Origin of the sequence: Nocardia cyriacigeorgica, assembly GCF_010858045.1 — a bacterium.
GTDB classification, from domain to species: domain Bacteria; phylum Actinomycetota; class Actinomycetes; order Mycobacteriales; family Mycobacteriaceae; genus Nocardia; species Nocardia cyriacigeorgica_E.
The window spans coordinates 47,427-60,255 of the sequence record NZ_JAAGVC010000027.1; the positions used below are offsets into that span (position 1 = coordinate 47,427).

At 68.8% G+C, this 12,829-nt stretch carries 13 protein-coding genes and 1 pseudogene; 6 read left to right on the top strand and 8 right to left on the bottom strand.

What is annotated here, in order from left to right; genetic code table 11:
* Positions 1-10: 10 nt before the first annotated feature.
* From GV790_RS20595 to GV790_RS20605, 3 genes are all read left to right on the top strand, one after another.
* A complete protein-coding gene (locus GV790_RS20595; RefSeq protein WP_014349659.1) occupies positions 11-679 on the top strand; it encodes an ATP-dependent Clp protease proteolytic subunit in 669 nt (222 codons plus the stop codon).
* A 330-nt stretch (positions 680-1,009) separates the two neighbouring features.
* Complete coding sequence (gene clpX / locus GV790_RS20600) at positions 1,010-2,290, top strand: ATP-dependent Clp protease ATP-binding subunit ClpX (protein ID WP_014349660.1); 1,281 nt, start codon at positions 1,010-1,012, stop codon at positions 2,288-2,290.
* 141 nt (positions 2,291-2,431) lie between these two features.
* On the top strand, positions 2,432-2,842 hold the full coding sequence (locus GV790_RS20605; RefSeq protein ID WP_163815003.1) for a hypothetical protein: 411 nt from the start codon (positions 2,432-2,434) through the stop codon (positions 2,840-2,842).
* A 163-nt stretch (positions 2,843-3,005) separates the two neighbouring features.
* Here the strand turns inward: GV790_RS20605 and GV790_RS20610 are convergent, their stop codons facing one another.
* Complete coding sequence (locus GV790_RS20610) at positions 3,006-3,383, bottom strand: nuclear transport factor 2 family protein (RefSeq protein WP_163815005.1); 378 nt, start codon at positions 3,381-3,383, stop codon at positions 3,006-3,008.
* 245 nt (positions 3,384-3,628) lie between these two features.
* Positions 3,629-4,240: a dihydrofolate reductase family protein gene (locus GV790_RS20615; protein ID WP_163815007.1), complete on the bottom strand. Its 612-nt coding sequence runs from the start codon at positions 4,238-4,240 to the stop codon at positions 3,629-3,631.
* 204 nt (positions 4,241-4,444) lie between these two features.
* Between GV790_RS20615 and mihF the strand changes: the two genes are divergently transcribed.
* Positions 4,445-4,759 (top strand): integration host factor, actinobacterial type, encoded by a 315-nt coding sequence (mihF, locus tag GV790_RS20620; protein WP_014349663.1) that lies wholly within the window; start codon positions 4,445-4,447, stop codon positions 4,757-4,759.
* Between the two features lie 111 nt (positions 4,760-4,870).
* Here mihF and fdhD read toward each other — a convergent pair whose 3' ends face one another.
* From fdhD to GV790_RS20640, 4 genes are all read right to left on the bottom strand, one after another.
* Positions 4,871-5,707 carry a formate dehydrogenase accessory sulfurtransferase FdhD gene (fdhD, locus tag GV790_RS20625; protein WP_163815009.1) on the bottom strand — a complete coding sequence of 279 codons (837 nt, stop codon included), beginning with the start codon at positions 5,705-5,707 and terminating at the stop codon, positions 4,871-4,873.
* Positions 5,704-7,998 (bottom strand): FdhF/YdeP family oxidoreductase, encoded by a 2,295-nt coding sequence (locus GV790_RS20630; protein ID WP_163815011.1) that lies wholly within the window; start codon positions 7,996-7,998, stop codon positions 5,704-5,706. The genes fdhD and GV790_RS20630 overlap by 4 nt, the downstream gene beginning before the upstream one ends.
* A gap of 80 nt (positions 7,999-8,078) precedes the next feature.
* Entirely contained in the window at positions 8,079-9,248 is a 1,170-nt protein-coding gene (locus GV790_RS31790) for an FHA domain-containing protein (protein ID WP_163815013.1), read from the bottom strand.
* 71 nt (positions 9,249-9,319) lie between these two features.
* Positions 9,320-9,661: a hypothetical protein gene (locus GV790_RS20640; protein ID WP_163815015.1), complete on the bottom strand. Its 342-nt coding sequence runs from the start codon at positions 9,659-9,661 to the stop codon at positions 9,320-9,322.
* Positions 9,662-9,696: 35 nt separating this feature from the next.
* Here GV790_RS20640 and GV790_RS20645 point away from each other — a divergent pair, with 35 nt between their 5' ends.
* A complete protein-coding gene (locus GV790_RS20645) occupies positions 9,697-10,233 on the top strand; it encodes a GNAT family N-acetyltransferase (protein WP_280213701.1) in 537 nt (178 codons plus the stop codon).
* A 9-nt stretch (positions 10,234-10,242) separates the two neighbouring features.
* On the opposite strand, the gene GV790_RS20650 is transcribed toward GV790_RS20645, so the two are convergent.
* Entirely contained in the window at positions 10,243-11,799 is a 1,557-nt protein-coding gene (locus GV790_RS20650; RefSeq protein WP_163815041.1) for a glycerol-3-phosphate dehydrogenase/oxidase, read from the bottom strand.
* Complete coding sequence (locus GV790_RS20655; RefSeq protein ID WP_163815043.1) at positions 11,771-12,421, bottom strand: TetR/AcrR family transcriptional regulator; 651 nt, start codon at positions 12,419-12,421, stop codon at positions 11,771-11,773. The genes GV790_RS20650 and GV790_RS20655 overlap by 29 nt, the downstream gene beginning before the upstream one ends.
* A 106-nt stretch (positions 12,422-12,527) precedes the next feature.
* Between GV790_RS20655 and GV790_RS31255 the strand changes: the two are divergent.
* A pseudogene (locus GV790_RS31255) lies at positions 12,528-12,829 on the top strand (FAD-binding oxidoreductase); the annotation flags it as partial.

Genomic DNA, 12,829 nt, shown 5'->3' on the forward strand with positions numbered 1-12,829 from the left:
GGAGACGAAGATGGCCAACCTGATCGACCCCCGCGCAGGCCTGTCCGGTATCGCGCCGGCCAGCCCGCAGGCCCGCTACATCCTGCCGTCGTTCATCGAGCACTCGAGCTTCGGCGTCAAGGAGTCCAACCCGTACAACAAGCTGTTCGAGGAGCGCATCATCTTCCTCGGCGTGCAGGTCGACGACGCCTCGGCGAACGACATCATGGCCCAGCTGCTGGTGCTCGAGTCGCTCGATCCCGACCGCGACATCACCATGTACATCAACTCGCCGGGTGGCTCGTTCACCTCGCTGATGGCCATCTACGACACCATGCAGTACGTGCGTGCCGATGTGGCCACCGTCTGCCTGGGCCAGGCCGCCTCCGCGGCCGCGGTGCTGCTGGCCGCCGGTACCCCCGGTAAGCGGGCCTGCCTGCCCAACGCCCGCGTGCTCATCCACCAGCCGTCGCTGGAGGGTGGCATCCAGGGTCAGGTGTCGGACCTGGAGATCCAGGCCGCCGAGATCGAGCGCATGCGTCGTCTGATGGAGACCACGCTGGCCCGCCACACCGGCAAGGACCCCGACACCATCCGCAAGGACACCGACCGCGACAAGATCCTCACCGCCGAAGATGCCAAGGATTACGGCATCATCGACACGGTGTTCGACTACCGCAAGCTGAGCGCGCAGAAGTAGTGCGGTGACCCGCGGCGCCCCGTGCGCCGCGGGTCCAGCCGACACGCGGGGATTGCTGAAAAGTTGCGCGTGTGGCGGACGGCTCGGCGACCGGGCGAATCGGGTGAATCATGGTGAGAACCCGCACAACCCCGGCGAGAAACATGCGCGAGTTGTCGACCAGTTTCGCGCACACCGGGTACGGTCGACCTAGGGACCTTTGCTCCCGGTTGACAGCAGTGCACCACCACCCGGATACGGTCGACGGATTCAACGACACCTTCCACAGGTGGCGGAAAGCTGGCAACTGGATGGACGGTTGCACGCGAACAAGGAAGTAGGACCCACGAGATGGCGCGCATCGGTGATGGCGGCGATCTGCTGAAGTGCTCGTTCTGCGGAAAGAGTCAAAAGCAGGTCAAGAAGCTCATTGCGGGACCCGGGGTGTACATCTGCGACGAGTGCATCGACCTGTGCAACGAGATCATCGAAGAGGAGCTGGCCGAGTCCAGCGAAGTCAAACTCGATGAGTTGCCCAAACCCGCCGAGATCCGGGATTTCCTGGAGAACTATGTGATCGGCCAGGACACGGCCAAGCGCACGCTCGCCGTGGCGGTCTACAACCACTACAAGCGGATCCAGGCCGGCGACAAGGGGCGCGACAGCCGCGGCGAGAGCGTCGAGCTGGCCAAGTCCAACATTCTGATGCTCGGCCCCACCGGCTGCGGTAAGACCTATCTGGCGCAGACGCTGGCCAAGATGCTCAATGTGCCGTTCGCCATCGCCGACGCCACCGCGCTCACCGAGGCGGGCTACGTCGGTGAGGACGTCGAGAACATCCTGCTCAAGCTGATCCAGGCCGCCGACTACGACGTCAAGCGCGCCGAGACGGGCATCATCTACATCGACGAGGTCGACAAGATCGCCCGCAAGAGCGAGAACCCCTCGATCACCCGTGACGTCTCCGGTGAGGGTGTGCAGCAGGCGCTGCTGAAGATCCTGGAGGGCACCCAGGCCAGCGTGCCGCCGCAGGGCGGGCGCAAGCATCCGCATCAGGAATTCATCCAGATCGACACCACCAATGTGCTGTTCATCGTGGCGGGCGCGTTCGCCGGGCTGGAGAAGATCATCTCCGACCGCACCGGTCATCGCGGTATCGGCTTCGGCGCCGAGGTGCGCTCCAAGGCCGAGGTCGACACCATCGACCACTTCGCCGATGTGATGCCGGAGGATCTGATCAAGTTCGGCCTGATCCCCGAGTTCATCGGCCGCCTCCCGGTGGTCGCCTCGGTGACGAACCTGGACAAGGATTCGCTGGTCAAGATCCTCTCCGAGCCGAAGAACGCGCTGGTCAAGCAGTACATCCGGCTGTTCGAGATGGATGGGGTGGATCTCGAGTTCACCCGCGACGCGCTCGAAGCGGTGGCCGATCAGGCCATCCTGCGCGGCACCGGTGCCCGCGGCCTGCGCGCCATCATGGAGGAGGTGTTGCAGCAGGTGATGTTCGACATCCCCAGCCGCGACGATGTCGCGAAGGTGGTCGTGGACGCCGACACCGTCAACGACAACGTGCTGCCCACCATCGTCCCGCGCAAGCGCGAACGCGCCGAGCGTCGCGAGAAGTCGGCCTGACACAGTCGCAAGGACGGCCCGCCCACACTGTGGGCGGGCCGTTCATCGTTTCGGCGCCGAGTTGGCGATGACGGCCTCTCGGCCGGTGTGATCGTTGTAGGGTCGGTGCACCTGCAGGCGTCGCACAACGAGGAGCGGCCGATGTCGAAGCGTTTCCGAGCCCGCATCCCGGCCCTGGCGGCCGCAGCCGCCGCCGCGGCCACCTTCGGCCTCGCGGTCACCGCACCTTCGGCCGAGGCCACCGTCACGCAGGTGAGCGTGATGCCGGACTTCTCGTTCGGGCCGATCACCAACTACGGCACCACCTGCCAGTACACCGTACGGGCCCGGCTCACCGAGGGGTTGACGCCGGTGACCTTCTACGACAACGGAGTGCCGTTCGCCACCGTTGCGCCCACCGACGGCGTCGCACTGGTCACCTGGACGCCAACGACGCGCGGCCACCACACGCTCCAAGCGGTGCAGCCGACCACGGCGCAGGAGATCGCCCCGTGGGTCCAGGTGGAGGTGGGTGTGGGCATGCACATCGGGTACGCCTGCCTGGTGATCTGAGTGCTACCCGCGGCCGGCCTCGAGCGGTCCTGTGCGATCGATCGAGGACATCCGGGCCGAGTAGATGCCGACGATCGCGGGCGGCGGCAAAAGAAAGGTGACCGGCGCCCGCCGCATCACCGGGCTGCACGGCAGTGGATGGGCGCGGTCACCCTGCGCTGGATCAGGCAGGCTCGATGCTCATGTCGTCCTGGCTCCAATAGGCGCGCATATGGGTGATCCGGCCCTCGTCGTCGAACTCCATCACGTCGATCGGGCGCAGCGTCACACGCTGGTCGCCCGCCTTGGTGACGAGGGTGAACATGAATGCCGCCTGGTTGCCGCCGATGCGGACGGTGTCGGCATGCAGGGTGGATTCGCGCTCCAGGTTCGCCAGGACGTTGTAGAACTCGCGGATCGCGTCGTGCCCGTGCTTCGGCGGGGTGCCGATCGGGTCCTCGACGGTCGCGTCCGGTGCGTACAGCGCGACCACGTCCTCGGACGTGCCGCTGCCGACCAGCTTGACGTACTCCTCGACCACATCGCGGATCTGCCGTGCCATGGGAACTCCTACCGAATTGAAACGTGTTCTAGTTCGGCACGATAGCAGTCCGGCGGTCCCGCCGAGGTGGGAACGGACTGTCCCTTCAGTTGTCACCCGCTGGGGATACGGTGACGGCCGGTGGAATTCCGGTCCGCGCCCGGTGCTGGAGAGCGTCTTTGATCTCCCTGGTTCGCCGTTGAACCTTGATCCGTGCGGGTGCTCCTGCTGATGTGTCGGTGCGCGCGTCCTCGTTGTTACGCGCGTCACTCGCCGACCAATCCGTACTCCGGGGTGCCTGCCGCGCGGTAGGTGGACATGATCAGTCCCGCCGAGCTCGCACGCGACTCGGTGAGCCGGAACCCGGTGGGGCGCATGCCATCAGCGAACAGCCGCTTGCCCTGGCCGAGCACCACGGGTGCGGTGACCAGATTCAGGGTGTCCACCATCCCGGCGGCGAGCAAGCTCTGCCCGAGGGCGCCGCTGCCGTGCACCTGTACCTCGCCGCCCGGCCGTTGTTTGATCGCGGTGATCTCGGTGAGCAGGTCGCCGCGCAGGATCTCGGTACCGGCCCAGTCGGCGTGATCGAGGTGGCTGCTCACGACGAACTTGGGCAGCGCGTTCAGTTTCACCGGCACCACATCGTCACTGTCGGTGATCTTGGGCCAATAGCTCGCGAAGATGTCGTAGGTGCGGCGTCCGAGCAGGAAGGCCTCGGCCCGGCCGACTATGGCATCGATGAAGGCGCCGAATTCGTCGTCGACAAAGGGGGCCAGCCACCCGCCCTGGGTGAAGCCGCCGCTCGGATCTTCCTCCGGACCGCCGGGCGCCTGGTAGACGCCGTCGAGGGTGACGAACAGGGTCAGGGACAGCTCCATGGGTCCGATCCTTTCCTTCTTCACCCGGTCGATTCGGGCTCGTTATCGGTTCCGACGGGCCGCCGCGCGGAAAATCATCGCGTTATCCAGTGTGTTTTTCCCCGGTGTGTCGGGCGTACCTTGCCGGTACGGTGATGTTGAATCGGTCCGGTCAACCAGATGTTCGAGTCAGATGTTCGAGTGACGAGTGAAAGCGGAGGAGACATGGCACTGCCTACCATGACCGCGGAACAGCGCTCTGAAGCGTTGGCCAAAGCGGCGGCGGTCCGCAAGGCGCGCTCCGAACTGATCGGCAAGGTGAAGTCGGGCAAGGTCTCAGTGGCTGATCTGCTGAAAAAGGCCGACTCCGACGACCTGGTCAAGAAGACGAAGGTCGCGGCCGTCATCAAGGCCCTTCCCGGTGTGGGCCCGGTCAAGGCGGCGAAGCTGCTCGACCAGGCCGAGATCCCCGAGGACCGCCGCATCGGCGGCCTGGGCGCACGCCAGCGCGCCGCCCTGCTCGAGGCCCTCGCCGACTGAGAACCCGGCGCTGAGCGTCCGCGCGATGAGCTCTCCGCGACGGACGCTCAGGTCGGCGCGAGCGTTTTCGGGCTCGCGCATCGAGAAATTTCCGAGACGTCCCCGCATCGATCACGCGGGGCGCGAGCTCGCCGCTTCGGTGACGATCCGGTCCGGGTGGGTGTAGATGTTCATCGTCTCGCCACGGACGAAGCCGGCCAGGGTGAGACCGGATTCAGCGGCCAGATCGACGGCCAGTGAGCTGGGTGCCGAGACGGCCGCGAGCAGCGGAATCCCGGCCATGACGGCCTTCTGCACCAATTCGAAGGACGCCCGGCCACTCACGACCAGCACCAGTTCGGTGGCCGGAATCCGGTGCTCGCGCACCGCCCAGCCGACCACCTTGTCCACCGCGTTGTGGCGGCCGATGTCCTCGCGGACCGCGAGCACCGCACCGTCCGCGGTGAACAGCCCGGCCGCGTGCAGGCCGCCGGTGGCATCGAAGACCGACTGCTCGCCCCGCAGCGTGTCCGGCATGGCGGCCAGCGCGTCGACGCCGATCATCGGCGCCGCGGCGGGCAGGGCGAAGCGGGTCCGGGTGCGGACCTCCTCGAGCGCGGACTTGCCGCACAGCCCGCAGGCGCTGGTGGTCAGGAAGTTCCTGGCCTTGACCGGGGCAGGTGTGCGCAGGGTGACGTCGAGGACGTTGTAGGTGTTGCGGCCCTCGTCGTCGGTGCCCGCGCAGTAGCGGGCGGCGAGGATGTCCTCGGCCGAGTCGATCACGCCCTCGGCGAACAGGAACCCGTGCACCAGATCGATATCGTTGCCGGGGGTGCGCATGGTGACCGTCAGCGACGCCCCGTTCACCCGAACCTCCAGCGGCTCCTCTACCGCCAAGGTGTCGGGCCGCTGTACCAGCCCCGCGGGCGAGACGCGCTGCATCCGGCGGCGAGCGGTGACCCGGCTCATGAGCGCGCCCGCTCCAGCCGGATGGTGACCGCCTTGGCCACCGGCGTATTCGATCGCGCTGCCACATGATCGAGCGGGATCAGCGGATTGGTCTCCGGGTAGTAGGCGGCGGCATTGCCGCGCGGGGTCGAATAGGCGACGATGCGGAAGCCCTCGACCCGGCGCTGCACACCGTCGCTCCACTCCGAGACCAGATCGACCAGCTCACCATCGGTGAAACCGAGGTCGGCGATGTCGTCGGCGTTGACGAGCACGACCTTGCGCCCACCGTGGATTCCGCGATAGCGATCCGCCAACCCGTAGATGGTGGTGTTGTACTGGTCGTGGCTGCGCAAGGTCTGCAGGATCAGCCGGCCCGGCGGCACCGGTAACCAGGTGAGGTCGTTGACGGCGAAGTTGGCGCGGCCGGTGGCGGTGCGGAATTCGCGGGCATCGCGCGGCGGATGCGGCAGCACGAAACCATTGCGCCTGCGGACCTTCCGGTTGTAGTCGGCGCAGCCGGGCACCACGCGAGCGATGGCGTCACGGATGCGGTCGTAATCACGGCGGAAATCGGCCCACGGCACCGGATGGTCCGGGCCGAACAGGTGCTGCGCCAGCTCGCAGACGATGGCGACCTCGCTGCGCAGGTGTTCGCTCACCGGGTGCAGCCGACCGGTGGACAGATGCACCATCGACATCGAATCCTCCACCGACACCTGCTGTTTCACGCCGTCTTGGACATCGAGATCGGTGCGGCCCAGGGTGGGCAGGATCAGGGCGGTGGCGCCGTGCACGACGTGGCTGCGGTTGAGTTTGGTGGAGACCTGCACGGTGAGATCGCAGGCCCGCAACGCCGCCTCGGTGACCTCGGTATCGGGGGTGGCGGCGACGAAGTTGCCGCCCATGCCGAAGAAGACCCGGGCCTTGCCGTCGCGCATGGCGCGAATGGCGTTCACCGTGTCCAGGCCGTGCGCGCGGGGTGCGGTGATGCCGAATTCGCGGTCGAGAGCGGCAAGGAACGATTCGGGCATCTTCTCCCAGATGCCCATGGTGCGATCGCCCTGGACATTCGAATGCCCGCGCACCGGGCACACACCGGCACCCGGTTTGCCGATCATGCCGCGCATCAGCAGCAGGTTGGTGGCTTCTTCGATGGTGGCGACACCGTGCGACTGCTGGGTGAGGCCCATGGCCCAGCAGACGATGACGCGCTCGGAGCCGGCGAACCGGCGCGCGGTGGACTCGAGTTGTGCGCGGGTGAGGCCGGTCGCCTGCTCGACCACATCGAGATCGACCGCGCGGACCTGCTTTTCGTACTCGGTGAACCCGGCGGTGTGCGCGTCGACGAAGGCCCGGTCGACGACGGTGCCCGGCGCGCGGTCCTCGGCCTCGAACAGCAGCTTGCCCAGGCCCTGGAACAGGGCCATATCGCCGCCGAGGCGGATCTGCAGGAAATCGTCGGCGATGGCGACGCCGGTGGTGAGACCCCGGACGGTCTGCGGATCGCGGAACCCGATCAGCCCGGTTTCGGGGAGCGGATTGACCGCGATGATGTGTGCTCCCGCGGCCTTGGCGTCGGCGAGAGCGCTGAGCATCCGCGGATGGTTGGTGCCCGGGTTCTGACCCGCGACGATGATCAGATCGGCAGCGGCGAAATCATCGATGGTCACCGAACCCTTGCCGATGCCGATCGAGCTGGTCAGCGCGGTGCCCGAGGATTCGTGGCACATATTCGAGCAGTCGGGCAGGTTGTTGGTGCCGAAACTGCGCACCAGCAGCTGGTACAGGAACGCGGTCTCGTTGGCGGTGCGGCCGGAGGTGTAGAACACCGCTTCGTCGGGGCTGTCGAGGGCGCGCAGCCGGTCGGCGATCAGCTGATAGGCCTCGTCCCAGTCGATCGGGGTGTAGTGGTCCTGGCCGGGGCGCAGCACCATCGGGTGGGTCAGCCTGCCCTGCCTGCCGAGCCAGTATCCGGACTTACCGGACAGCTCGGCGATCGAATGGGCGGCGAAGAACTCCGGGGTGACGGTGCGCAGCGTGGCTTCCTCGCCCACCGCCTTGGCGCCGTTCTCACAGAACTCGGCGGGCCTGCGATGACCGGTGGGTTCAGGCCAGGCGCATCCGGGACAGTCGAAACCGTCGACCTGATTGAGCCGAACCAGGGTGCGGGCCGTGCGGACCACACCCATGTCCTCGACCGCTCGCTTCACTGCGACGGCCACCGCGGTGACGCCTGCCGCCTGCTGTTTCGGCGGGGTCACCGACAGTGCGGACTCATCGATATCCTCGGTCGGCCCTTTACGGTGCATGGGGCCATTGTGCTCTCCGCGTCGGGGCCGCGTGCGGGATGGCCGGATCGCGGCGGGTGGACCGGCCGCGGCAGCCCGGCTCAGGCCGGCGCGTTGCCGTCGCCGGCGCGGTAGGTGAGCACATGTTCGCTGATGCGAACCCGCCCGCCCGGTGGCAACTCGGTGGGCGACCGGCCGACGCGAGTCCATTCGGGGGAGTCGGGCGTGGCGAGGAAGGTGCCCGAGGCGGTGCCCGCATCGCGGACGAAGACCTTGCCGCGCTCCAGCGAGACGTAGGCGTGCACCCGGGAGATGTGGCGGTCGCGTTGCAACACGATCGGGGCCGCGGTGGCGCGGCGCACGGATTCGTCGGCCGACGGGCCGCGGCCGATGACATACGGGCGGTCCAGTGGGTAGGTGGCGCCGTCCTCGGCCACCAGCACGCCGGGGACCTGCGCGTTCGATGCGCGGCCGACGGCGAGGCGGGGCCTGCGGCGGACGGTGTCCGGTGCGCCCGGTTTGTGCAGCGCCACCGGTTCCGGCAGGTCGGGGCGCGGCGTCGCCGGAGCTTGCGACCAGGCCAGCGACATGGCCTGTGAGGCGTCGGAGGCCGGGGCACGATGCCGCGGTGCCGCCGGCGGTGTGCTCGGCGCCTGCGGGGCGGCGCGGGTGGCCGGATGCTGATCGGGTTCGGGATCGGCGTCGGCGGCGGCGAAGCCGGCGGGCGCGGTGGCGGGCGGCTCACCCGGTGGCGGGGCCGGCGTCGCCGCACGCGCCGCGGGCTTGCGCCCACTGCGGCGGACACCGGCGCGCAGCACGAAGCCGCCACCGGGAACGACGCCAGAACGCAGATCGGTGCGCGGATGTTCGGTGATCGGGGTCCCATTGTCCGGGCCGATGGTGATGGTGCGGATCGGCACGCTCACGATCTCGTCGACCCAGGTGAAGGCGCGCGACCCGGTGAGGCGCCGAGCCCCTTCGGCACCGTCGATCAGGGCGGCGACGGCGCCGCGCAACAGCACGAGCGTCCCGTCATCGGTGGGGGCGAGCACACCGAACGGTGGCGGCGCGGAACCCGCGCCGAACACCACCGCTGCCAGCCGCTGGGCAATGGCCGCACCCGGATGCTCGGTCGCCGCCACGGCCTCCACCGCGCCGAGGATCCGCTCGGTAGAGGCGGTTTCGGCGCCGATGTAGATGATGACGTCGTCGAAGCGCGCCACCAGGCCTTCGCCCGGCGCGACGCCGACTGTGGATGATCTGCCGCGCACTCACGCCTCCTTCCTGGCGCACCCATCGGGTACCAGACTAGAGGCCATCTACCGGGGCCAGGCGGCTGTTGTCATTCGAAGAGTTCGTCAGTGGAGGTCGCGGTCACGGCCTGGCGCACCCATGCTTCGAGTTGGTCCAGGTCGCGGCAGGCGGCGACGCGTGCGCGCTGATCGGCAGACAGCTCCAACCCGCGCGCGGTGAGTACCGTCAGCACCAAGCGAGCCGCTTCTTCGGCCCGGCCTTCAGCCACGTACTTGCGCGCGATCCTGCCTTGGTACTCGGGTGCCATCGCCACCAGTTCCTCCAGGCGTCGGCCGGCCGCGATCGACAATGCGTCGTCGACCAGGTCGTGATACATCGTCGCGCGCTCGTCGTCGGTCTTCATCAAGGCGCTGAGAAACGCGTTCAGCACTTCCTCCAGGCGCGGTCCGGACTAGCGTTGGGCCGGTGATCCGACCTGCCCTGCCCTCCGACCCCCCGCTGCTCCAGGAGATCGAACGCGCGGCGGGTGCGCCGTTCGCCGCGATCGGGATGACGGCGGTGGCCGAGGACGATCCGCCCGGCATCGAGACATTGCGCGAGTTCGTGGACGCGGAGCGTGCCTGGGTGTGGGCCGACGCCGGCGTGCCCGTCGGCTATCTGATCGTCGCCGTCGTCGACGGCAACGCCCACATCGAGCAGGTTTCGGTGCATCCCACCCACGCCGGGCAGCGGATCGGCAGGCGTCTGATCGACCGCGCGGCCCGCTGGGCGCGCGAGCACGATCTGCCCGCGCTCACCTTGACCACCTTCACCGACGTCGCATGGAACGGCCCGTACTACCAGCGCATGGGCTTCCGCTACCTCACCGCCGACGAGGAAACCCCGGGCCTGCGCGCCATTCGCGCCGCCGAGACCGCCCACGGACTGGACCGCTGGCCCCGCGCGAGCATGCGCGCCGAGGTCGCGGACTGGACCGCACTGAGCCTGGCCGCTGAACACTGATCCCGGGAGCTACCCGGCCCGGCCGGTAGCGAGCGCCTCCTCCGCGGCCGGCAGTGCGGCCGCCCGGTCGCAGGCGACCAACCCGATGCGGGTGCGGCGGTCGAGGATGTCGGCCGTATCCAGTGCTCCCTCGTGGGAGATCGCCCAGGCGAATTCGGCTCGGGTGACGTCGATTCCGGGTGCGACCGGCTCGAGCATGGCCGGGTCGGCCTCGGCCTGCGCGAGTACGGCGGTGGCTTCCGAACCGTAGCGGTCGACCAGCACCGGGGGTGCGATGATCTTGTCGCGGGCGGCGCCGGATACCGCACCTACCAGGGGCAGGCGCTGGGTGCGGCAGGGGGCTGCGGTGAGCCCCGTGTGGGCGACGGCGGCGTCGACGGTGTCCTCGGCCATCTTGCGGTAGGTGGTGAGTTTGCCGCCGACGATGGTGATCAGGCCGTCGGGGGAGCGCAGGACGGCATGTTCGCGGGAGATGTCGGCGGTGCTGTCGGTGCCGGTTTTCAGCAGTGGGCGCAGTCCGGCGTAGCTGCCGCGGATGTCGGCGCGGGTCAGTGGTTCGCGCAGGGCGGGGTTGATGGTGTCGAGCAGGAAATCGATCTCGGTGTCGGTGGGTTGCGGTTCGTCGGGCACCGGGCCGGGGGCGTCCTCATCGGTGAGACCCAGGTAGACCCGGCCGTGGGCGGCGGGGAAGGCGAAGACGAATCGGCTGGTGCTGCCCGGCACCGGCACCGTCAGCGAGGCGCTGAGCCCGCCGAAGGCCGCCGCGTCGAAGACCAGGTGGGTGCCGCGGCTCGGCCGCAGCTCGATGCTCGGGTCGACCTGATCGGCCCACACACCGGTCGCGTTGACGACGGCGCGGGCACGCACGGTCAGCGTCTCGCCGGTGCGGGTATCGCGCAGGGTCGCGCGGTCGCCGGTGGCGGCGGTGACCTCGACCCGCGTCAGCACCGACGCCCCGGCCGCGGCCGCGGTCCGCGCCAGTGCCACGACCAGGCGCGCGTCGTCCACCAGTTGCCCGTCCCACGCCGTCAGGCCGCCGCGCAAACCCTCCCGCCGCACGGTCGGAGCCAGCCGAAGCGCCTCTGCGGCTGCCACGCGTCGTGATCGCGGCAGCAGACTCGCCGGTGTGCCCGCGCCGCGGCGCAGCAGATCACCGGCCAGGAATCCGGCGCGGACCAGCGAGCTCTGCGCCTTGCCGAGGGTGGGCAGCAGCGGCACCAGCTGCGGAATCGGGCGCACCAGATGAGGCGCGGTGGTGCGGATCAGGATGCCGCGCTCCACCGCACTCTCGTGCGCGATGCCGATATGACCGCCCGCCAGATACCGCAGCCCGCCGTGCACCAGTTTGGAACTCCACCGGCTGGTGCCGAAGGCCAGGTCGTGCCGTTCCACCAGCACCGTGCGCAGCCCGCGGGAGGCGGCGTCGAGCGCGACGCCAGTGCCGGTCACCCCGCCGCCGATCACCAGCAGGTCGATCTCGGCCGTATCGCCCAGCTCGGCCAGTTCGCGGTCGCGTCGCGCGGCATTGAGGGCGGAGTCACCGGTGGATGCCGGATGCTGAGTCATCGCAGTCCTTGTCGTCGGTCGTGTGCGGAATGAGATAGCCGTCGATGACGCGGCCCAGTTCGGCGTCCAGTGCGGCGCCGTCGAGCAGCCCGGAGACCGTCTCCGCCGACTGCACCACCGATTGCGCGATGAGCAGCAGCATGGTGGCCATCTGCTCGGGGTCGCCGTCGCGGACCGAGCCGTCGGTGTGGCCTTCCCTGATCCCTTCGGCGAACAGTTCGATCAGATGGCGCTGGTTGCGCCCGAGCCTGCCGAAGACGTAGGTGAGCATCAGATCGGTGTCGGCGCGGAAGATCTTGCGGAACAACGGGTTCGTGCGCACCGCCGCCGCCCCGGCGACGATGCCATCGACCATGCGCTGCCGCACCACGCCGTCGGTGGGCATCGCGGTGGTGAGGATGTCGCCCAGCTCGCGGACCAGCAGTTCGGCCACCAGCGAGCCGGTGTCGGGCCAGCGCCGGTAGACGGTCGGCCTGCTCACTCCGGCACGGCGCGCGACCTCGGTGAGTGTGGTGCGCCGTACCCCGAACTCCGCGACGCACGCGCGTGCGGCATCCAGGATCGCGAGGTCGATGGGGTCGGTCGCCGATGGTTCGGCATGGGGTTCGTCGGAGACGGTCATGGGCTCACCACCGGGGGTCCTGGCGTGGCGACCGGGGTGCCGGTCGTCACGCGGTACTGCGCGTTCAATCGGTTACTGCTTGACAGTCTATGTCAAACTGTAACGCATGGTCGATACGCAGCAGCCTGCCGGCGCCGAACCGGATCCCTTCGCGAATCCGGACGACGCGGCGCTCCCGACGAGTATGGTGTGGGACGCCTGGGGCGCTCCCGCTGGACACAAGCCGCTCTCGCCCCAGATCCGGGGCCTGCTGAAGCAGGTGTTCGGGGTGTCCGGCGAGACCGTGGCACGCCGCGATGAGGGCGACGTGCCGCTGCGCGATTCGGCGTTGACCCCGGCCGCGCGCGCCGGGCTGGCCGCGGTGGTCGGTGCCGGGCACGTCTCCACCGGTGACTCCGCCCTCAATGC